Source organism: Streptomyces kanamyceticus (assembly GCF_008704495.1).
Lineage (GTDB): Bacteria > Actinomycetota > Actinomycetes > Streptomycetales > Streptomycetaceae > Streptomyces > Streptomyces kanamyceticus.
Genome location: NZ_CP023699.1, coordinates 2,625,253 through 2,645,643, shown reverse-complemented (window position 1 = coordinate 2,645,643; position 20,391 = coordinate 2,625,253). Strand labels below are relative to the sequence as shown.

The following is a 20,391-nucleotide window of genomic DNA, read 5'->3' as shown; positions in this document are numbered from 1 at the left end:
CCTGCCGGGACGGCCGGTATCGGGAGGCACCCCGCCGGATCCGCGTGGGTATGCTCGCCGCCATGCCGCCCACCCGAGCAACCTACACACAACAGGGCGAATCCCTCATACGTGACCGGGGCGACGCCTGCCCCGGAGCCCTCCGCCTGCACCGCGCCGACGACGGCTCGCTGGCCCGACTCCGGCTGCCCGGCGGCCTCTTGACGTCCCGTCAGGTAGAGGTCCTGGCCACCGCGGCCGAGCGCCTCGCGGACGGTCACCTCAGCATCACCTCGCGTGGCAACGTCGAGCTGCGCGGCCTCGGCGAGGCCTGCGGCGGCGAACTCTCCGCGCTCCTCGCGGACGCGGGCCTGCTCCCCTCCGAGCGGCATGAACGCGTCCGCAACGTGGTGGCGTCCCCCCTGGCCGGAATCGACGGACTCGGCCATGCCGACGTGCAGTTGTGGGCCCGTGAGCTGGACGGACTCCTCTGCGCGCGGGAGTGGACGACGGAGCTCTCGGGCCGCTTCCTGTTCGCCCTGGACGACGGGCGGGGGGACGTGGCGGGGCTCGGGGCGGATGTGACCTTGATCGCAGAATCGGGCGGCACGGCGGTGCTCCTGCTCGGCGCCGCCGCCTTCCGGGTGCCCGGTGCCGACGCGCCCCGTGCGGCACTGGCCGCGGCGGGAGCGTTCCTCGCCGCGGCGCGCGAGGCGGGCAACGGGGCCTGGCGGGTGCGGGAGCTGCCCGGGGGGCAGGGAGTGGGGGTGGCGGAGGCACTGACGGGGGCGGGGATTCCCGGCACCCTCACGGGCCCGCCGAGGCTCGCTGCGCCTTCGACGCTTGCCGCGCCGCTGCCTTCGACGCTTGCTGCGCCTTCGACGCTCGCCGCGCCGCTGCCGCCGACGCTCGCCGCGCCGCTGCCGCCGACGCTCGCCGCGCCGCCGCCGGCGCTCGGCGGCTCTCCGGCCCTCGCCCACCCTCCGACGCTCGGCGGCCGGGCCGCTGCCTCGACTCCCGACGTTCCGGCTGCCGCCGCCCCGGCCGCTGCTCCGGTTTTCGGTACTCCGGCCGTCGCTCCGGCTTTCGGTGCCACGGCTGACTCTTCGGCTGCCGTTCCGGCCTCGGACGCACCGGGCGCACCGGGCGCACCGGGCGCACCGGATGCACCGGATGCACCGGATGCGCCGGACGCTCCTGCGGCCTCCGGTACTCCGACTGCCGCTCGGGCTCCCGGTAGTCCGGGCGGCCCTGCGGCTTCCGGTCTTCCGGGTGACGCTCAGGCTTCTGGTGGTCCGGCCGTTGTTCCGGCCCCGGGTGCCCCGAGCATCGCTTCGCCCTCCGGCACTTCGATCGCCGCCCCGGCCCCCGGCGTCCTGCGCGGCGCCGTGCTGGTGCAGGCGCCCCTCGGGCGGGTCAGCGCGGACCAGCTGCGGGCCCTGGTGCCCGCGCCCGATGACGAGGTGCGCGTCACGCCCTGGCGCGGTTTCGTCGTTCCCGGGTTCACCGACGAGGCCGCGCGGGAGCGGCTGCGGGTGCTGGCCGACGCCGGGTTCGTCACCGAGCCCGGTTCGCCCTGGCTGGGCGTCGGCGCCTGCACCGGGCGGCCCGGCTGCGCCAAGTCGCTCGCCGACGTCCGTGCCGACGCCGTACCGGGCCACGGCGGACTCCCCGTCCACTGGTCAGGATGCGAGCGGCGCTGCGGACATCCGCACGGCGACTGGGTGGACGTCCTCGCCACGGGGGACGGCCGCTACGAGGTGACCGTGCGCACCGGCGGCTCGGCCGTGCCCGTCACGGGACCCACCCTGACCGAGGCGGTCACCACGGCACGCGCGAGCACGCGTACGACGGTCCCCATGACCACGACGACTCCTACGACCACGACGAGATGAGCGAGAGCACAGTGTTCGACTACGAGAAGGACGGCGCGGCGATCTACCGCGAGTCCTTTGCCACCATCCGCGCGGAGGCGGACCTAGCGGGGCTGCCCGCCGACGTCAGCCAGGTCGCGGTGCGGATGATCCACGCCTGCGGGATGGTCGACCTCGTGCGCGATCTCGCCTACAGCCCCCAGGTGGTGGCCGACGCCCGCAAGGCGCTGCGCGAGGGGGCGCCGATCCTCTGCGACGCGAACATGGTCGCGAGCGGCGTCACGCGCAAGCGGCTGCCCGCGGACAACGAGGTGATCTGCACGCTCGCCGACCCGTCCGTGCCGGACCTCGCGGCTCAGCTCGGCACCACCCGCAGCGCCGCCGCCCTCGAACTCTGGCGCGACCGCCTGGAAGGCTCCGTCGTCGCCATCGGCAACGCGCCCACCGCGCTCTTCCGCCTCCTGGAGATGATCGAGGAGGGCGCCCCGCGCCCGGCCGCCGTGCTCGGCATACCGGTCGGCTTCGTCGGCGCCGCCGAGTCCAAGGACGCGCTGGCCGCACACGCGTCGGGGATCGAGCACCTGGTCGTACGAGGACGTCGCGGCGGCAGCGCCATGGCCGCGGCGGCGATCAACGCGATTGCGAGCGAGACGGAGTGAACACCGAACAGGCCCAGCAAGCCCAGCAAGCCCAGCAGGCCCAGCAGGTCCAGCAGGGAAGGCTTTACGGGGTCGGGCTCGGTCCCGGCGACCCGTCGCTGATGACCCTCCGCGCCGTCGAGGTCATCGCCTCCGCCGACGTGATCGCGTACCACTCGGCGCGGCACGGCCGCTCCATCGCCCGCTCGATCGCGGCCGCGCACCTGCGCGCCGACCACATCGAGGAGCCGCTGGTCTACCCCGTCACCACGGAGGGCACGGACCACCCCGGCGGCTACCGGGGCGCACTCGACGACTTCTACGAGGAAGCCGCCGCCCGGCTCGCCGCGCACCTCGACGCGGGCCGCACGGTCGCCGTGCTCGCCGAGGGCGACCCGCTCTTCTACGGCTCCTACCAGCACATGCACAAGCGCCTCGCCGACCGTTACCCGACCGAGGTGATCCCCGGCGTGACCTCGGTCAGCGCGGCGGCGGCCCGGCTCGGCGAGCCGCTGGTGGAGGCCGAGGAGGTCCTCACGATCCTGCCGGGCACGCTCCCGCGGGAGGAGCTGGCCGCGCGCCTGGCGGCGACGGACTCGGCGGTCGTGATGAAGCTCGGCCGCACCTTCGGCAAGGTGCGCGGCGCCCTGGAGCGCGCGGGCCGTCTCGACGAGGCCCGCTACGTCGAGCGCGCCACGATGGAGGGGGAGCGCACCGGCCAACTGGCCGACGTGGACCCGGAGTCGGTGCCGTACTTCTCGGTGGCGGTGCTGCCGAGCCGGGTGGCGCCGCTGACCGGCGGACCCGCGCCCGAGCCCGCGGCCTCGGCGGACCCGGCGCGCGGCGAGGTCGTCGTCGTCGGCACGGGACCCGCGGGCCCCCTGTGGCTGACCCCCGAGACGCGCGGCGCGCTCGCCGCCGCGGACGATCTGGTCGGCTACACCACCTACCTGGACCGCGTGCCGCACCGCCCCGGACAGCTCCGGCACGGCTCCGACAACCGCGTCGAGTCCGAACGGGCCGAGTTCGCCCTGCAGTTGGCGCAGCGGGGCCGTCGCGTCGTGGTCGTCTCAGGCGGCGATCCCGGCGTCTTCGCGATGGCCACGGCCGTACTCGAAGTCGCCTCGCAGGACGCGTACGCGGACGTCCCGGTGCGGGTGCTGCCCGGTGTCACCGCGGCCAACGCGGCGGCGGCCCGCGCGGGCGCGCCGCTCGGCCACGACTACGCCACGCTCTCCCTCTCCGACCGGCTCAAGCCGTGGGAGGTCATCGCGGAACGGCTCGCGGCGGCGGCTTCGGCGGATCTCGTTCTCGCCCTGTACAACCCCGGCTCGCGGAGCCGGACCTGGCAGGTCGGCAAGGCGAGGGAGCTGCTCCTCGGCTACCGTGCGCCGGACACGCCCGTCGTTCTCGCCCGTGACGTCGGCGGCCCCGAGGAGAGCATCCGTATCGTCCGCCTGGCCGATCTGGACCCCGCCGAGGTAGACATGCGCACGCTGCTGATCGTGGGCTCCTCGCAGACGGAGGTCGTGCGACGCGGGGGCGGGGATCAGGTCGTCTGGACGCCGCGGCGCTACCCGGAGGGTTAGGGCCGGGGCGGGTGGTTGTCCCTGCGGGCGCGTCGCGGTTGCTCGCGCAGTTCCCCGCGCCCCTTACGTGGCACGGGGAACTGCTTCCCGGGTGGCGTGGGGACGGGGTAGTTAGGGGCGCGGGGAACTGCGCGACCAGCCCAGAACGACCCGCGCTTACCCACCCAGCAGCCGCACCCAGGCAACGGCTTCCCCCGGCGTGGCAACGGCGGCAACCCCCTCCGGGCCAGGAGGCCGCCGAACCACCACCACAGGAACCCCCGCCTCACGCGCAGCGACAAGCTTCGGCGCGGTGGCCGAACCCCCACTGTCCTTGGTCACCACCACATCGATCCGATGCCGACGCAACAGCTCCCGCTCCCCGTCGAGGGTGAACGGCCCCCGGTCCAGGAGCACCTCCACGCGCGCGGGGATCGGCCGCTCGGGCGCGTCGACGGAACGTACGAGAAACCAGAGACCAGCCAGTTCGGGTCCGGCGAACGCCGCGAGTCCCATCCGCCCCGTGGTGAGGAACACCCGCGAACCCAGCCCGGGAAGGGCCCGCGCGGCCTCCTCAAGGGAGCCGACCGGGCGCCAGTCGTCGCCGTCCGCGGCGACCCAGCCGGGCCGCCGCAGGGCGAGCGGGGGAACATGGGCGAGCGCGGCGGCCGCCGCCGCGTTGGCGGAGATCGTCCCTGCGAAAGGATGGGTGGCGTCGATGAGCGCGTCCACGCGGTGCTCGCGCAGCCAGTCGGCGAGCCCGTCGACCCCGCCGAAACCACCGACGCGGACCTCGCCGGGCGGCAGCCGGGGCGCGGCGACCCGCCCCGCGAGGGAGCTGGTCACCCGGAGCCCCGCCTCACCCGCGAGGAGCTCCGCCAAGCGGCGGGCCTCGGTCGTTCCCCCCAGAATCAATACGTGCACGGAGTTCGGTTTCCTTCATGAGTGAGGCAAAGGGTGGGCGCGGCGCCCAACTCAAGCACACCGGTCTGCGGTCCGGCTGGACGACGGGGGCCTGCGCGACCGCGGCCACCACGGCCGCGTACACGGCGCTGCTCACCGGCGATTTCCCCGACCCGGTGACCATCACGCTGCCCAAGGGCCAGACACCGGCCTTCGCGCTGGCCGCCGAGGAACTCACCACGTCGTACGCCATGGCGGGCATCGTCAAGGACGCCGGCGACGACCCGGACGTCACGCACGGCGCGCTGGTGCGTGCCACGGTACGGCGGCTGCCGCCGGGCTCCGGAGTGGTCTTCAAGGCGGGTCCGGGGGTGGGCACGGTCACCCGCCCGGGACTCCCCCTGGACGTGGGGGAACCGGCGGTCAATCCGGTCCCGCGCCAGCTGATGCGCGACCACGTGGCGCTGGTCGCGGGCCGCCACGGCGGTACCGGGGACGTCGAGATCACGATCTCCGTCGACCACGGCGAGGAGATCGCCCGCTCCACCTGGAACCCGCGCCTCGGCATCCTCGGCGGCCTGTCGATCCTCGGCACCACCGGCATCGTCGTGCCCTACTCCTGCTCGGCGTGGATCGACTCGATCCGCCGGGGCGTGGACGTGGCGCGCGCGGCGGGGCGCACGCATGTCGCCGGGTGCACCGGCTCCACGTCGGAGAAGACGGTGATCGCCGAGCACGGCCTGCCCGAGGACGCGCTCCTGGACATGGGCGACTTCGCGGGCGCGGTCCTCAAGTACGTACGCCGTCACCCCGTGGACCGCCTCACCATCTGCGGCGGCTTCGCCAAACTGTCCAAGCTGGCGGCGGGCCACCTCGACCTGCACTCGGCCCGCTCCCAGGTCGACAAGGGCTTCCTCGCGGAACTGGCCCGCACGGGCGGTGCGTCCGGGGCCCTCGCCGAGAGCATCGCCGCCGCCAACACGGGCCTTGAGGCCCTGCGCCTGTGCGAGGCGGCGGGGGTCCCGCTGGGCGACCTGGTGGCGACGACGGCACGCGACGAGGCACTCGCGGTCCTGCGCGGCGCCCCGGTGACGGTGGACGTGATCTGCGTCGACAGGGCGGGGAACGTGGTGGGCAGGAGCGGGCTCGGCGGGCCCTTTCCCGGTGGGCGCTCCTAAGACGCCCTCAGGTGGCTCTACCGACGATTTCCGCGCGGCTATCCTCCACGGGATGCCACTTCGCCAGTACGCCTACTTCGCGCTGTTCAGCCAGCACATCTCGGCAGACGACATGACCTCCCAGTTGGGTATCGCTCCCGACGAAGTGACTGTTCGCGGAAGCCGGTTCACCGAGCCCGCGGTGGTTCCGGTCGACCACTCGTGGAAGGTCGTCTGCCGGGAGCCAGGGCTGCGCGTCGACGAACAGATCACCCGCATTCTCGACAGACTCCAGCCCCACACGGACCGCATCCGGGACCTCACCAGGCAGCTGGCCCGCACCGATGGCGGAGCGGCGCTTCACGTCGTGCGCCACTTCAACGACACCGACCGACCCCGGCAGGGCGCGGCGGCTGCCCCCAACCTCTTCGGCTGGCACCTGGACCGCAAGGTCCTGGACTTCCTCAGCACCACCGGAGCCGAGCTCGACATCGACGAGTACGACATGGCCGGAGCCTAGGAGGCCAGGTCCAGCCATTCCCCGACGGCCAGCACGTGTGCGCGCCGTCCGGCGTGTGTACGGAACTCCTTCTCCGGGTCGGAGGTTTCGACGTAGCCCGCGATCTTGTCCGGCTGCTCCGCCTCGTAGTGCATCGGCACCGCGTACCGGGCGTCGAGTATCTCCGCGGCCGCGGCGGCCTGCCTCGGGTCAAGGGCGGCGGGCAGCGGGCTCGGCGGCTGCAGGTGCGGTGCGTCGACCACCGCACCGTTGGCGGGCAGGAACACCGCGTCGAACGGGCTGAACCGGCGCGAGACGCGCCACCAGAAGCCGTGGAACATCGTGTCGCCGCCGTGGAAGACCCGCTGCCCGTCGGCCTGCACCACCCAGTTCAGCTGCGGGTCGCCGAGGCCGTCGACGGAGGGGACCGCGGTGACGCCGAACGGCCCGATGTCGCGGGTGGACCAGGCATCCACGACCTCGGTGGCCAGCCGGTGCAGGGCCAGCTCGCGTTCGGCCAGCAGCGTCGTCACATTGTCCACGTCGTCGCCGGGGCCGGGCGCCGGTCGCAGCACCGGTGCCCCGGGCGTCAGCGTGTCGGCGAGCGCGGCCGCGTCGGTGTGGTCCCGGTGCAGGTGGGTGACGAGTGCGGCGGTGGCCTTCCCGCTCGGCGCCGCGAGGCCCACGCCGGGCTTCCACCCGGTGAACAGCGGTGAGAGGTCCCGCACGTAGTCGATCACCAGTCGCTCGCCGCCCGCCTCGATCTCCAGCCCGGCCCAGCCCAGTCGTCGCACTCGCATCTCGCACTCCTCATGTTCCGTCGCGGTGGTTGCCCCCGTCCCCGTGGGCGCTCCGAAATTTAGCGTACGGGCGTTCTCTAAAGCAATAGCGAACGCGCGTACGCTATTCTCGTCGCATGTCACCACGACGCTCAGCGGCCGAAGCGCAGGCCACCAGGGGCAGGATCCTCGGCCGTGCCGCCGAGATCGCCTCGGAGGAAGGGCTTGACGGCATCACGATCGGCCGGCTCGCCGAGGAGCTGGAGATGAGCAAGTCCGGGGTGCACAAGCACTTCGGCACCAAGGAGACGCTGCAGATCTCCACGCTGGACAAGGCGTTCGTGGACTTCTGGCACCGGGTGGTCGAGCCCGCCCTGACCGAGCCCCCGGGGCTGCGGCGGCTGCGTGCCGTGTGCGCCAACTCCGTGGGCTACCTCGAAGCGCCGCTGCTGCCCGGCGGCTGTCTGATGACGGCGGCGCTCAGCGAGTACGACGGCCGCCCCGGCCGGGTCCGCGACGCGGTGGCCGAGGTGTGGTCACGCTGGCGGGAACAGCTGCGGGCGGACCTGGCCGCGGCGGTGGAGAACGGCGAACTGCCCGCCGGGTTCGACATCGACCAGGCGCTGTTCGAGATCGTCGCCGCGGGGCTCGCGCTGAACGCGGCCATGCAGCTCCAGCACGACCGGGCGGCCGCGGGCCGGGCCCGCCGCGCGATTGATCGGGCCCTGGACCAGTCCTGACCGCACGCAACCCGCGTCAGCTCAGCAGACGTGCCGGTCCCTGTCGGCGGAGTACAGGTGACTGTCCCGGAACTGCTCCGCGCCCAGCGTGCGGCCGACCATGATGACGGCGGTCCGTACGATCCCGGCGGCCTTCACCTGCTCCGCGATGTCGCCGAGGGCCCCGCGCAGAATCACCTCGTCCGGCCGACTGGCCAGAGCGACCACGGCGACAGGGCACTCCGCCCCGTAATGCGGAAGCAGCTCCTCGACCACGCGGTCGACGTACCCCGCGGCGAGGTGGAGGACGAGCAGTGCCCCGCTCCGCCCCAGAGTGGCGAGGTCCTCGCCCTCCGGCATCGCCGTGGCCCGCTGCGCGATCCGCGTGAGGATCACCGTCTGCCCGACCGTGGGCACGGTCAGCTCCCGCTTGAGCGCGGCCGCCGCCGCGGCGAACGCCGGTACACCGGGCACCACTTCGTACGGCACGCCCGCCGCGTCGAGGCGCCGCATCTGCTCGGCGACCGCGCTGAACACGGAAGGATCGCCGGAGTGCAGCCGCGCCACGTCGAGCCCCTGCTCGTGGGCCCGCACCAACTCCCCGGTGATCTCATCGAGGTTGAGCCGCGCGGTGTCCACCAGGCGTGCCCTGTCCGGGCATTCGTCGAGGAGCTCGACCGGCACCAGGCTGCCCGCGTACAGGCAGACCTGGCAGGCGGCGAGCGTGCGGGCGCCGCGCACCGTGATCAGGTCGGCGGCGCCGGGTCCCGCGCCGATGAAGTACACGGTCATCGTTCTTGATCTCCAGACTTGGTGACGGACCACTGGGTGACCGGCATGGCCTGCCGCCATCCGGTGAAGCCGCCGACAGGGACGGCCTGTGCGACCGCGAGGCGCACGAGGTCGCCGCCGTGCCGTCGGTACCGGTCGGCGAGCAGGGCCTCGGACTCCAGCGTGACGGTGTTGGCGACGAGCCGCCCGCCCACGGGGAGTGCGGCCCAGCACGCGTCGAGCAGGCCGGGCGCGGTCAGGCCGCCGCCGATGAACACGGCGTCGGGCGTGGGGAGTTCGGCAAGGGCAGCGGGTGCGGCGCCGGTGACGACGCGCAGTCCCGGCACGCCGAGCCGGTCGGCGTTGCGGGTGATCCGCTCGGCCCGTACGGGGTTCTTCTCGACGGTGCAGGCGCGGCACGAGGGGTGCGCCCGCATCCACTCCACGGCGATCGAACCGGAGCCGCCGCCCACGTCCCACAGGAGTTCGCCGGGCGCGGGCGCGAGGGCCGCGAGGGTGGCGGCGCGCACGTGCCGCTTGGTGAGCTGGCCGTCGCTGTCGTACGCCGCGTCGGGCAGTCCCGGCACGGCGCCGAGCCGCAGCGCGCCGGGGGAGCGGCGGCACTCGACCGCGACGACGTTCAGCGCGTCGCCGGGCGCGTGCTCCCAGGCGTCGGCGACGCCTTCGTACGTCAACTCCCGCTCGGAACCGAGCTGTTCGAGTACGCGGAGCCCGCTCGGGCCGAAGCCGCGCTCGGTCAGCAGGGCGGCGATCTCGCCGGGGGTCGCCGCGTTCGCGCTCAGCACGAGGAGGCGGCGCCCGTCGTGCAGCGCGGCGGCGAGCCGGGCGGCCGGGCGGCCGACGAGCGTGACGGCCTCGGTGTCCTCGACGGGCCAGCCCAGGCGCGCGCAGGCGAGGGAGACGGCGGAGGGGTGCGGCAGGACGCGCAGCGCGTCGGGGCCGAGCACCTCGGTCAGGGCGCGCCCGATGCCGTAGAACATCGGGTCGCCGCTGGCGAGGACCGCGACGCGGCGTCCCGCGTGGGCGGCGAGCAGTCCCGGCACGGCGGGCCGCAGCGGCGACGGCCAGGCGACGCGTTCGCCGGGACAGTCGGCGACGGGCAGCAGGTCGAGCTGGCGCGGGCCGCCGATCAGGACGTCGGCGGCGGCGAGGGCCGCGCGCGACGCGGCGGGGAGCCCGGTCCATCCTTCGGCCCCGATCCCGACGACGGCGACGGGTATGCCGGAGGGGGAGGCCGGTGGTGCGGGGGTCACGTGCGGGTACCTCGGAATCGGTCTTCGGGAGGGGGCTGCTCGGGAGGGGGCTGCGCAGCCGCACTCTACTGGTGACCAGGCGGCGTACCCTTATTGCACATAACTTGCAATAAGCCCGTGCGGGTCGTCCCGCGGGGGCTCCTGGGCAGAAAGGCCAATCCGCGATGGGCTCTGTGGTGGTGCTCGGCATCGAGTCGTCCTGCGACGAGACGGGCGCGGGACTCGTCCGCGACGGGCGGCTCCTGGGCCACGCCGTCGCGTCGAGCATGGACGAACACGCCCGCTACGGCGGCGTCGTCCCGGAGATCGCCGCCCGCGCCCACGTCCACGCGCTCACCCCGGTGGTCCGCCGCGCCCTGGACGACGCGGGCCTGCGGATGTCCGACATCGGCGCGGTCGCGGTGACCACGGGACCCGGGCTCTCCGGCGCCCTCCAGGTCGGCCTCGCGGGCGCGAAGAGCCTCGCGTACGCCCTGGACGTGCCGCTGCACGGCGTGCACCACCTCGCGGGCCACGTCGCCGCCGACACCCTGGAGCACGGTCCGCTGCCCGACCCCTGCGTGGTCCTGATCGTCTCCGGCGGCCACACCTCGCTCCTTCTCGTACGCGACCTCGCGCGCGACCCGATCGTCCACCTCGGCGACACCCTGGACGACGCGGCGGGCGAGTGCTTCGACAAGGTCGCCCGCGTCTTCGGACTGCCCTACCCCGGCGGCCCCGCCATCGACCGGGCGGCCAGGGACGGCGACCCCGCGGCGGTGGCCTTCCCGCGCCCGCTCACAGGACCGCGCGACGCCCCGTACGACTTCTCCTTCTCCGGCCTGAAGACGGCCGCAGCGCGCTGGGCCGAGGGCCACGCGGGGCGCGCGCTGCCGGTCGCCGACGGCGCGGCGGCGCTCCAGGAGGCCGTCGCCGACGTGCTCACCCGGAAGGCGGTCGCGGCCTGTCGCGCGCACGGCGTGGGCACGCTGGTCGTGGTCGGCGGCGTCGCGGCGAACTCGCGCGTTCGCTCGCTCGCCGAGGAGCGCTGCGGGGCGGCGGGCATCGAATTGCGGGTGCCGCCGCTGCGGCTGTGCACGGACAACGGCGCGATGATCGCGGCGGTGGGGGATCTGCTGGTGCGGGCGGGGGCGGGGGCCGCGCCGCTGGACGTGTCGATCGATCCCTCGGCGCCGCTGGAGTTCGCCGCGCTTGCGCCGAGGGCGGCGGTTGGCGGGTAAGGGGGCTATTGCCGGTGGTCCGCCGCGGGTGCGTCGTGGTTGCTCGCGCAGTTCCCCGCGCCCCTTACGGGGCTGCCCCTTGCGGGGCCCTCACACCCGCCCCGCCCGTCTCTCCCGTATCAGCAGCCACGCCAGGTAGAGGCCGCCCGCTACCCCCGTCACCACCCCTACCGGCAGGATCGTCGAGTCCGAGATGCGTTGGGTCGTCCAGTCCGCGCAGGTCACCAGGGCCGCGCCCATCAGCGCGGCGGGCAGGACGTTCGGGCCGGGGGCGCGGGTCACCCGGCGGGCCAGTTGCGGCGCGGCGAGTGCGACGAAGGGGATGGGGCCCGCGGCCGCGACCGCCATCGCGGTCAGGCCGGTGCCCGCGGCGAGCAGCACGAGGCGGGTGCGCTCGGGAGGTACGCCGAGTCCGGCCGCCGTGTCGTCGCCCATCTCCAGGAGCGTGAGCCTGCGCCCGTACACGAGGATGACGGGGGTCAGGGCGGCGAGCCCCGCCGCCGCGATCCACACGTCGCTCCAGCCGCGGCCGTTGAGCGAGCCGATCATCCAGGTCGCGGCCTGCGCCGCCTTGCCGATGTCCGCGCGTACGTAGAGGAAGCTCGTCACGGAGCCGATGACCGCCGACGCGCCGATGCCCACGAGCACCAGGCGGTGCCCGTGCACCCCGCGCTTCCACGCGAGCAGATAGACCGCCGCGGCGGTCGCGAAGCCGCCGCAGACCGCGCCGAACGCCGTCTGCGGAGCGCCCGCGTCGAGCACGATGATCGCGACGAGCGCCCCCACGGACGCGCCGCTGCCGAAGCCGATGATGTCCGGGCTGCCCAGCGGATTGCGCGAGAGGGACTGGAAGACCGCGCCCGCCATGCCCATCGCGCAGCCCACGAGCAGACCGTCGAGGGCGCGCGGCAGCCGCAGGTCGACGACGATGAACTCCGCGCCGGGAGGGCCTTCACCGGCGAGGGTGCGCAGCACCTCGGCGGGGCTGAGTTCGTACCGTCCGGTGCCGATCGCGAACACGGTCACGGTGGCGGCGACGAGCAGCAGGACCAGACCGGTGAGGAGCGCGCGGGGCGCGACGCGCAGCGAGAGCCCGCCCGCCCTGAAGTGCCGTCGGCTCACAGCTGGACCGCCTTCCGCTGCCGCACCAGGTGGATGAAGAGCAGGCCGCCCACGAACGTGGTGACGATGCCCACCTCGATCTCGGAGGGGGGTACGAGGATCCGCCCGATGACGTCGGAGCCGAGCATCAGGACCGGGGCGTACAGGGCGCTGAGTGGGAAGAGCCGCCGCGGCTCCGTGCCGCCGAACGCGCGTACGGCGTGCGGGACCATCAGGCCGACGAAGCCGATCGGGCCGCAGACCGCCGTCGCGCCGCCGCACAGCAGCGTGATCGCGACGATGGACAGGACCCGGGTGCGGCCGACGTGCGCGCCGAGTGCCCGTGCCGCGTCGTCGCCGAGGGCGAGCGCGCCGAGCGGCCTGGCGAGCGCGAGGGCGAGGAGGGCGCCCGCGGCGAGCAGCGGCAGGACGGCGACGAGCAGGTCGGGGTCGCGGCCCGCGAGGGTGCCGACGGACCAGTACCGCATGGTGTCGAGGGTTTCCGGGTCGGCGAGTTGGAGGCCGTTGACGTAGCCGAACAGGGCGGCGTTGACCGCGGTACCCGCCAGGGCGAGGCGTACGGGCGTGGCGGAGCGGCTGCCGCCGAGCGCGTTGACCAGGACGGCGGCGAGCGCGGCGCCGCCGAGCGCGAACCAGAGGTAGCCGGTGAAGGAGCCGATGCCGAGGACGCCGATCGCGGTGACGACGGCGGCGGACGCGCCCGCGTTCACGCCGAGCAGTCCGGGGTCGGCGAGCGGGTTGCGGGTCAGCGTCTGCATCAGGGCCCCGGCGAGGCCGAGCGCGGCGCCCGCGGCGATGCCGATCAGGGTGCGGGGGAGCCGCAGTTGGCGCACGATCCCGTCGTACTCGCTGCCGGTCGGGTGGAACAGCGCGTCCCACACCTGGTCGAGCGGGATCCGCTGGGTGCCGACGGCGAGGCTCGCGGCGCCGGCGACGACCAGCAGGGCGAGGCCGACGAGCAGTCCTGTGGCGAGGCCGCGGCGTGAGGGGGGACGGTCGACGAGCATGTAGGTTAGCTTAGGCTAAGCTAAGTTGATGTTGTCACCTCTCGGATCGGAGAAGGCGGTGGTCATGCACGCCGGACCGGACATCAAGGGGGTGGTGAGCGCCACCGCGCCGCCGTCGGCGGCCAGGGGTGCTGTGGAGGCCACCCGAGTCAGAAGCCCACGCGTCGAACGCCTGGCCCGCGGTGTCGCGGGCGCGGATGCCCATGAACGGGCCGCCCTCGTCGAGGAGTTCTGGTCGGAGATCGAGCGGCGGGGGACGCCGCTGGTCGAGTACGTCGAGTACGTCGACGGGGCTGATGGGGTCGATGGCGCTGATGGGCCCGGCAGGGCGGAAGGGGCCTCCGGTGCTGGCGTTGGCGTCGGCATCGGTGCTGGCGTCGGCCGCGATCCCGGCCTCGGTACGGGCACTGGCACGGGCCCCGGTCCCGGCGACCGCACCGACGGCGGCGACCCTGCCGACGGTGAACTCACCCACCGCGCCGTCACCTTCCTCTGGCGAGGGCACCGCGCCACGCGGCAGGTGTTGCTGCTCGTCAATCGCGTCGTCGACCGCGAACACCTCGCCGACGCCCTGCTGAGCCACGTGCCCGGCACGGACGTCTGGCACCTCACCTACCGGCTGCGCGCCGACCACCGTGCCGCGTACCGCATGGCGGCCGACATCTCCCCTGGCGAACCCCCTGCCGACCCCGCACTCCTGCAGCGCAGGCTCCGCTCGCTCTCGGTGTACGCCTCCCATGACCCGCTCAACTCGCAACGCCTGCCCAGTCGTTGGGGTCAGCCCGACAGCTCCGTCTTCGCGCTGCCCGAAGCGCCCGCGCAGCCGTGGGCGGAGCGCCGTGCCTCGGTCGCGCGCGGCCGGGTCGAACGGCACCGGCTGCCCGCGGGCGCGCTCGGCGCCGAACGGGACGTGTGGGCGTACCTGCCACCGGGCGGACCGCGCCCCGGCACGCCCACCGTGGTCCTGTGCGACGGCGACGTGTGGTTCGGTCAACTCGCCTTCCAGGACACGCTGGACGCCCTGATCGCCGACGGCGCCGTACCGCCCCTGGCCGTGCTCGCCCCGGACGCCGTCGACCTCCACACCCGCTGGTACGACCTCACCGCCCGCGACACCTATGTCCACTTCCTCGCCGACGAGTTGCTGCCGTGGGCGGCCGGGCGCTGGCCCCTCACCACCGACCCGGCGCGCACCGTCGTGGCGGGCCAGAGCCTCGGCGGTCTCACCGCGCTGTACGCGGGGCTGCTGCGGCCCGAGCGGTTCGGCGCCGTCCTCGCCCAGTCCGCCTCGCTGTGGTGGCGACCCGGACTGCCGCCGGGCGTACCGAAGTCGGCGCCGTCCGGCGACCTCCCCTGGCTCGTCTCGCGCTTCATCGAGAAGCCGCGTCCGCCCCTCAGGATCCACCTCGACGCGGGCCTCCACGAAGGCGCGATGGTCGGCTACAGCAGCGCCCTTCACGAGCAACTGGCCGTGCGCGGCCACTCGGTGACGTACTCCACGTACAACGGCGGTCACGATTACGCCTGTTGGCGCGGCTGCCTCGCGGACGGCCTGACCGCCGTCCTCTGACCACCCTTCCGTACCCCTTACCCACGAGGAGCCGCACCGCCATGCCCCGCCCCGCCCACCGCCGCCGCCGCACCACATTGACCGCGGCCGCCCTCGCCGGAACCCTCGCCCTCGCCCTCGCGGGGTGCGGTGGCGACAAGGACGACGCCTCGGACAAGGCCGAGTCGTCCGACACCCGCACCGTCACCGACGCCAACGGCAAGTCCGTGGAGGTGCCGAGGGATCCGAAGAAGGTCGTCACTCTCAGCGAACCCACCCTGGACGCCGCACTCGCCCTCGGCGTGCACCCGATCGGCACCACGGCGGGCCGCGGCCAGCAGGGCGTGTCGAGCTACCTCGCCGACAAGGCGGGCAGCGCGGAGACCGTCGCGAGCGTCGCCGAACCCGACCTGGAGAAGCTGGCGGCCCTGCGGCCCGATCTGATCCTGCTCGACGAGACGGTCGGCGCCAAGCGCGTCCTGGACAAACTGGCGGCCATCGCCCCGACCGTCATGACCGCCAAGCTCAACGAGGACTGGAGGAAGTCCTTCACCGCCACTGCCGACGCCCTCGACAAGAAGACCGACGCGGCAGGCTGGCTGACCGACTTCGACGGCGAGGTGGCCGCGGCCAAGAAGCGCCTCGGTGCGAACAAGAACGCCGTGACCAGCGTCGTCCGCTGGCAGAACGGCGCGCCGTCGGTCGTCGGCAAGGGCAAGGGGCACGTGGGTTCGACACTCGCCGCACTCGGTCTGAAGCGCCCCGCCGACCAGCGGGGCGAGAGCGCGGGACACAGCGAGCCGGTCAGCCTGGAGAAGCTCTCCACCATCGACGGCGACTGGCTCTTCCTCGGCGCGCTCGGCGACCGGGCGACGGGCGAGAAGGCGTACGGCGAGGCGAAGAAGGTGGCGAACTTCACGAAGTTGAGGGCCGAGAAGAACGGCCATGTGGTCGTCATCGACGGCTCGGCGTGGAACAGTTCGGGCGGGCCCATCGCGGCGCGCGCGGTCCTCGGCGACGTGCGGGACGCGCTCTCGAAGTGACCGGAACCACCCTCGTGGGGACCCCTGACGAGGGCGCCGTCCGTGTCGCTGTTGGGCTGAACGGGTGACTTGGCGTAAGAATTGCCCGGTGCAGACAACGAGTGCGAGCCAGGACGGGGTGGGTCAGTGAGTAGTAGTCAGCGCCACGACGTCACCGATGAACAGTGGGAAGGGCTCGCCCAGGTCGTACCGCTGCGCAGCCGCAACGAGTGGCCTTCCTGGCCGGGACACCGCGCGCTGCCCGACGCGGAGACCGAGACGCGCAGGCGTTTCGTGGTGATGCGGGTCAACGTCTTCGCGGACGCCCGTGAGGTCGCGGAGACCGTGATGGCGCAGATCCCGGTCCTGCTCGACCTGACGGGCGCGGAGACCGAAGTCGCCAAGCGCGTCCTGGACTTCAGCAGCGGCGTGGTCCTCGGCCTCGGCTGCGCGATGCACCGGGTCGACAAGAACGTCTTCCTCCTCGCGCCGCCCGGCACGGAGGTCCAGGGCCTGGTGGAGGCGGTCGCCCAGCCCTGATCCGCCGGACGGGGCCGTAGCCCTTCCCGGTGCGGGCCGGGCCCTCTTGCGGGGGAATCCCTCGATCGTAGGAAGGTCGGTTGGGCGGAACGGTTCACCGGATCCGGCGCCGCTTACCTTCCGGACATGACGGTCCATTCCCCGGTGTCGGTCGCGGAGCCGCCGGCAGGCCACGGGCGGCCGCAGGTCACCGAGCTGCGCCTGTCCGCGTTCGCCGGGCACCGGAGCGCGGTGCTCCCGTTCGGCCCGCTGACCTTCGTCACGGGACCGAGCGGCAGCGGGAAGACCAGCGCGCTGCGTGCGTACGAGGCGCTCGCGCGGCTCAGCGCCGGGGACGAACTCGTCGACGTCTTCGCGGATCCGGTGTCGTGCGTGCCCGAACGGGCCCGCGCCGACGACCAGCAGCGCCGCGGTTTCCGCATCGGCTGCACGGTCGACGGCGCGGTCGGCCCCGTCCGCCTCGAACTCGCGATCCAGGCCGAGCCCGAACTGCGCGTCGTCGGCGAGCGCCTGAGCATCGGCGGCCTCACCCTCCTGGAGACGGCGCTGCGCGACCCGGGCCGCCGAATGGTGCAGGCGTCCTGGCACACGGCGGGCCCGGCCCCCGTGACCCGCGCCCCGATGCCCGACGACCGGCTCGGCACCGCGCTCGTCCCGCTGCGCGTGGCGGGCAAGACCGCGGGGCAGCGCCTGGTGCTCGCCGCGGCGGAACAGGTGGTGGTCGCGCTGCGCTCGGCGTTCGCCTGCGACCCGCGGCCCAGCCTCATGCGCGCCCCGGTCCCCGCGGGACTCGTCGGCCCCGGCCGTCTCCTGGGCGGCTGTGACAACCTCGCCGAAGTCCTGTGGCGCACGCGGGCCGAGTGCGCGGCACGCCACGCGCTGTTCGTCTCCGCGGTGCGCACCGGATGCGCGGGTCCGGTCGCCGACGTGCTCGCCGAGGAGGCGGAGGACGGCGCGCTGCACGCCTTCATCGACCGGGGCGACGGGGTGCGCACGCCGCTCGCTAGGCTCGGCGACGGCGAGTTGAGGTACCTCGCCCTCGCGCTGGTGCTCCTCACAGGGCCCGGTGTCCTCGCGGGCGACCCGGTGGCCGAGGTCCCCGAGGCGTACCAGACCCTCACGCTCCTCGCGGACAGCCTCGACCGCCGCCTCGATCCGCGGCAGTCGCTGGCCCTCGCCGAACTGGCCGCCCGCTGCTGCGCGCGCGGGCACATCCGCCTGGTGGGGGCGGTGCGGGACACCGTGTGGGCGGCCGCGGCGGCGGGCGACGCGGTGGTGGTAGACCTTGAGCCGTGACAGAACTTGACGTGGCAGGACTGCAGCGCAGGCTGGCCGAGTTCGCGGCGGCCCGCGACTGGGAGCAGTACCACACCCCGAAGAACCTGGCCGCCGCGCTCAGCGTGGAGGCGTCCGAACTGGTCGAGATCTTCCAGTGGTTGACCCCCGACGAGTCGGCGCGGATCATGTCGGACCCCGATTCCGCGCACCGGGTGGCGGACGAGGTCGCCGATGTCCTCGCCTATCTCCTGCAGTTCTGCGAGGTCCTGGGAATCGACGCGCTGGCCGCCCTTGCGGCCAAGATCGACCGGAACGAACGGCGCTTCCCGACGGCCGAAGGCCCCTGAGAACGCACTTTCGTCACTCTCCGGAGTGGACAGCTTGTCCAAAGTCGATTGGTTGTCCACAGAATTCCGGCTTCCCCTGGCTTTTCGCCCGGATGAGTATCACTCTGGGTAGTGGACAGCGGGGTTCGGGCGACGTGCGGCGGATGCGTACGCGAGGGAAGGCGGCTGCGCATGAACGCGATGCGGCTCATCGAGGCGAACAGGCTTGCTCTGGCGCGGAGTCAGGACCCCGCCGACATCGTCGCGGAGGTGTGGCAGTCGCAGGCGCTCGCGCAGGCGATCGGCAGCCGTCTCGCGGTCGCGGGCCCTCCCGAGTTACGGGGCGAGGCGCTGGGCCTGAGCGAGGTAGGGGGCAGAGCCTGCGGGGTGCTCGACGCCCCGCACCTCGGCACGGAGGACATACGGGCCGCCCGGCTCACGGACACGGGCGACGCCCATGAGGTCCTCCTCGGACTCGGCAGGCTCCTCGGCGAGGTGGGGATCGCGCTCGTCGGGGTGGCCATGGGCGCCGCCGAGGAGGGGGTGTACTGGCAGTGCATGGAAGCGATCGACGCCGCCGACGAGTCGAGGGACCGGGTCATCGAGATGCTGCGCAGGCTCGCGGTGCGCGAACAGGGCCTGCCCGAGCCCGACTCGGCGGCGGGGCCGTCATGAGGCGGCTCCGTGCGGCCCCCGCCGGAGGGCAGGGCCGCGGCGGCGCGGAGGGCGCGCCGGTGCCGTCAGGCGCGGTCGCTGATGGACGGGGAACCGGTGGACGTGGTGCCGATGGACGTGGTGTCCGGAGAGTCGGGGAACGCCGCACCGGGCGGCGCGGACTGCTGCAGATCGGCGTCGAGCTGGGTCAGATCCGCGTTGAGCGCTGCCATCAGCTCCTCCATCTGCTGCAGCAGGCCCTTGGGTGCGCCCTGCTGGGCAGCCACGGACGGATCGTGCGCGGCCTCCTGATCGGGCACGGCTTCCTGGGACATGACGGCCTCCTCGGCCCTCGCCCTTCCACGGGGGAAGGGCAGTTGACACAAGCGACGCCCCGGCTGCGGCCGCCGGTGCGGGTGCCGGGCGGTCCGGCTCCGCCCGAGCCAACGATCTCCCGTCGCGCGGGGTCACTGGGGCGGGCAGGGGCCGAGCGCCGTGTTGACGGATTTTCACCCGACCGGGGCGACGGCGGATCGGCGGGACCGGCGGGGTTGACGGGCGCCCGAGCGTGCAGGATGGAGCCATGGATCTTCGAATTTTCACGGAGCCCCAGCAAGGGGCCACCTACGACACCCTGCTCACGGTCGCCAAGGCCACCGAGGACCTGGGATTCGACGCCTTCTTCCGCTCCGACCACTACCTCCGCATGGGGTCCGCCGACGGACTGCCGGGCCCCACGGACGCGTGGATCACCCTGGCGGGGCTCGCCCGTGAGACCAAGCGGATCCGGCTCGGCACGCTCATGACGGCCGGTACCTTCCGGTTGCCCGGCGTCCTCGCCATCCAGGTGGCGCAGGTCGACCAGATGTCGGGCGGCCGCGTCGAACTGGGGCTCGGCGCGGGCTGGTTCGAGGAGGAGCACAAGGCATACGGCATTCCGTTCCCCAAGGAGAAGTTCGCCCGCCTGGAGGAGCAGCTGCAGATCGTCACCGGACTCTGGGCCACGGAGACCGGCAAGACCTTCTCGCACGACGGCAAGCACTACCAGCTCACCGATTCCCCGGCCCTGCCCAAGCCCGCGCAGGCCAAGGTGCCGGTGCTGATCGGCGGCCACGGCGCGACGCGCACCCCGCGGCTCGCCGCCCAGTTCGCCGACGAGTTCAACATCCCCTTCGCCTCCCTGGAGGACAGCGAGCGGCAGTTCGGCCGGGTCCGCGCGGCCGCCGAGCAGGCCGGACGCAAGGGTGACGACCTGGTGTACTCCAGCGCGCTGGTGGCCTGCGTCGGCAAGGACGACGCGGAGGTCGCCCGGCGGGCGGCCGCCATCGGGCGCGAGGTGGACGAGCTGAAGGCCAACGGCCTCGCGGGCTCCCCGGCCGAGGTCGTCGACAAGATCGGCAGGTACGCGGCGATCGGCGCGAGCCGCATCTACCTCCAGTGCCTGGACCTGGCCGACCTGGACCACCTGGAACTGATCTCCTCCCAGGTGCAGTCGCAGCTGTCCTAGGCGGG

The 20,391-nt window shown here is 73.6% G+C and carries 21 protein-coding genes; 14 read left to right on the top strand and 7 right to left on the bottom strand.

The genetic code is table 11. The features are described from left to right. The first annotated feature begins 62 nt into the window (after positions 1-62). The 3 genes from CP970_RS10440 to cobJ all read left to right on the top strand — a co-directional run bounded on the left by CP970_RS10440 (position 63) and on the right by cobJ (position 4,080). A complete protein-coding gene (locus tag CP970_RS10440; RefSeq protein WP_317987148.1) occupies positions 63-1,874 on the top strand; it encodes a cobalamin biosynthesis protein CobG in 1,812 nt (603 codons plus the stop codon). Positions 1,875-1,885: 11 nt separating this feature from the next. Beyond that, positions 1,886-2,512, top strand: a complete 627-nt coding sequence (locus tag CP970_RS10435) for a precorrin-8X methylmutase (RefSeq protein ID WP_107098953.1) — start codon at positions 1,886-1,888, stop codon at positions 2,510-2,512. 101 nt (positions 2,513-2,613) lie between these two features. Next, positions 2,614-4,080 (top strand): precorrin-3B C(17)-methyltransferase, encoded by a 1,467-nt coding sequence (gene cobJ, locus CP970_RS10430; protein WP_240507348.1) that lies wholly within the window; start codon positions 2,614-2,616, stop codon positions 4,078-4,080. 156 nt (positions 4,081-4,236) lie between these two features. On the opposite strand, the gene CP970_RS10425 is transcribed toward cobJ, so the two are convergent. Next, entirely contained in the window at positions 4,237-4,983 is a 747-nt protein-coding gene (locus tag CP970_RS10425; protein ID WP_055548440.1) for a cobalt-precorrin-6A reductase, read from the bottom strand. A gap of 17 nt (positions 4,984-5,000) precedes the next feature. On the opposite strand from CP970_RS10425, the gene CP970_RS10420 reads away from it, so the two are divergent. Further along, positions 5,001-6,140 carry a cobalt-precorrin-5B (C(1))-methyltransferase gene (locus CP970_RS10420; RefSeq protein ID WP_055548442.1) on the top strand — a complete coding sequence of 380 codons (1,140 nt, stop codon included), beginning with the start codon at positions 5,001-5,003 and terminating at the stop codon, positions 6,138-6,140. Positions 6,141-6,192: 52 nt separating this feature from the next. After that, positions 6,193-6,639: a DUF4279 domain-containing protein gene (locus CP970_RS10415; RefSeq protein ID WP_055548445.1), complete on the top strand. Its 447-nt coding sequence runs from the start codon at positions 6,193-6,195 to the stop codon at positions 6,637-6,639. Here the strand turns inward: CP970_RS10415 and CP970_RS10410 are convergent. Then, positions 6,636-7,418 (bottom strand): MBL fold metallo-hydrolase, encoded by a 783-nt coding sequence (locus CP970_RS10410; RefSeq protein WP_055548446.1) that lies wholly within the window; start codon positions 7,416-7,418, stop codon positions 6,636-6,638. The genes CP970_RS10415 and CP970_RS10410 overlap by 4 nt on opposite strands. Positions 7,419-7,534: 116 nt before the next feature. On the opposite strand from CP970_RS10410, the gene CP970_RS10405 reads away from it, so the two are divergent. Next, positions 7,535-8,137 carry a TetR/AcrR family transcriptional regulator gene (locus tag CP970_RS10405; RefSeq protein ID WP_055548448.1) on the top strand — a complete coding sequence of 201 codons (603 nt, stop codon included), beginning with the start codon at positions 7,535-7,537 and terminating at the stop codon, positions 8,135-8,137. Between the two features lie 21 nt (positions 8,138-8,158). Here CP970_RS10405 and cobM read toward each other — a convergent pair whose 3' ends face one another. Together cobM and CP970_RS10395 are read right to left on the bottom strand one after the other, a co-directional pair. Further along, positions 8,159-8,908, bottom strand: a complete 750-nt coding sequence (gene cobM, locus CP970_RS10400) for a precorrin-4 C(11)-methyltransferase (RefSeq protein WP_055548450.1) — start codon at positions 8,906-8,908, stop codon at positions 8,159-8,161. After that, entirely contained in the window at positions 8,905-10,161 is a 1,257-nt protein-coding gene (locus CP970_RS10395; protein ID WP_055548452.1) for a bifunctional cobalt-precorrin-7 (C(5))-methyltransferase/cobalt-precorrin-6B (C(15))-methyltransferase, read from the bottom strand. The genes cobM and CP970_RS10395 overlap by 4 nt, the downstream gene beginning before the upstream one ends. A 164-nt stretch (positions 10,162-10,325) precedes the next feature. On the opposite strand from CP970_RS10395, the gene tsaD reads away from it, so the two are divergent. Next, positions 10,326-11,381 (top strand): tRNA (adenosine(37)-N6)-threonylcarbamoyltransferase complex transferase subunit TsaD, encoded by a 1,056-nt coding sequence (gene tsaD, locus CP970_RS10390; RefSeq protein WP_150493217.1) that lies wholly within the window; start codon positions 10,326-10,328, stop codon positions 11,379-11,381. Positions 11,382-11,471: 90 nt separating this feature from the next. Here tsaD and CP970_RS10385 read toward each other — a convergent pair whose 3' ends face one another. Together CP970_RS10385 and CP970_RS10380 are read right to left on the bottom strand one after the other, a co-directional pair. Continuing rightward, positions 11,472-12,503: a FecCD family ABC transporter permease gene (locus CP970_RS10385; protein WP_150493215.1), complete on the bottom strand. Its 1,032-nt coding sequence runs from the start codon at positions 12,501-12,503 to the stop codon at positions 11,472-11,474. Beyond that, complete coding sequence (locus CP970_RS10380; protein ID WP_055549307.1) at positions 12,500-13,510, bottom strand: FecCD family ABC transporter permease; 1,011 nt, start codon at positions 13,508-13,510, stop codon at positions 12,500-12,502. Before CP970_RS10380 ends, CP970_RS10385 begins: the two co-directional genes overlap by 4 nt. Before the next feature lie 28 nt (positions 13,511-13,538). Here CP970_RS10380 and fes point away from each other — a divergent pair, with 28 nt between their 5' ends. The 6 genes from fes to CP970_RS10350 all read left to right on the top strand — a co-directional run bounded on the left by fes (position 13,539) and on the right by CP970_RS10350 (position 18,900). Further along, positions 13,539-15,080, top strand: a complete 1,542-nt coding sequence (fes, locus tag CP970_RS10375) for an enterochelin esterase (RefSeq protein WP_224058349.1) — start codon at positions 13,539-13,541, stop codon at positions 15,078-15,080. Between the two features lie 41 nt (positions 15,081-15,121). Next, positions 15,122-16,102 carry an ABC transporter substrate-binding protein gene (locus tag CP970_RS10370; RefSeq protein ID WP_055547348.1) on the top strand — a complete coding sequence of 327 codons (981 nt, stop codon included), beginning with the start codon at positions 15,122-15,124 and terminating at the stop codon, positions 16,100-16,102. 126 nt (positions 16,103-16,228) lie between these two features. Continuing rightward, entirely contained in the window at positions 16,229-16,621 is a 393-nt protein-coding gene (locus CP970_RS10365; protein ID WP_055547346.1) for a cell division protein SepF, read from the top strand. Between the two features lie 126 nt (positions 16,622-16,747). Beyond that, positions 16,748-17,917: an AAA family ATPase gene (locus tag CP970_RS10360; RefSeq protein WP_055547344.1), complete on the top strand. Its 1,170-nt coding sequence runs from the start codon at positions 16,748-16,750 to the stop codon at positions 17,915-17,917. Beyond that, positions 17,914-18,246 carry a nucleotide pyrophosphohydrolase gene (locus tag CP970_RS10355; RefSeq protein ID WP_055547342.1) on the top strand — a complete coding sequence of 111 codons (333 nt, stop codon included), beginning with the start codon at positions 17,914-17,916 and terminating at the stop codon, positions 18,244-18,246. Before CP970_RS10360 ends, CP970_RS10355 begins: the two co-directional genes overlap by 4 nt. 171 nt (positions 18,247-18,417) lie before the next feature. Further along, positions 18,418-18,900: a DUF6099 family protein gene (locus CP970_RS10350; protein WP_055547340.1), complete on the top strand. Its 483-nt coding sequence runs from the start codon at positions 18,418-18,420 to the stop codon at positions 18,898-18,900. Positions 18,901-18,965: 65 nt separating this feature from the next. Here CP970_RS10350 and CP970_RS10345 read toward each other — a convergent pair whose 3' ends face one another. Beyond that, on the bottom strand, positions 18,966-19,214 hold the full coding sequence (locus tag CP970_RS10345) for a hypothetical protein (protein ID WP_055547338.1): 249 nt from the start codon (positions 19,212-19,214) through the stop codon (positions 18,966-18,968). A gap of 248 nt (positions 19,215-19,462) precedes the next feature. Between CP970_RS10345 and CP970_RS10340 the strand changes: the two genes are divergently transcribed. Continuing rightward, positions 19,463-20,386, top strand: a complete 924-nt coding sequence (locus CP970_RS10340) for an LLM class F420-dependent oxidoreductase (RefSeq protein WP_055547336.1) — start codon at positions 19,463-19,465, stop codon at positions 20,384-20,386. Positions 20,387-20,391: the final 5 nt, after the last annotated feature.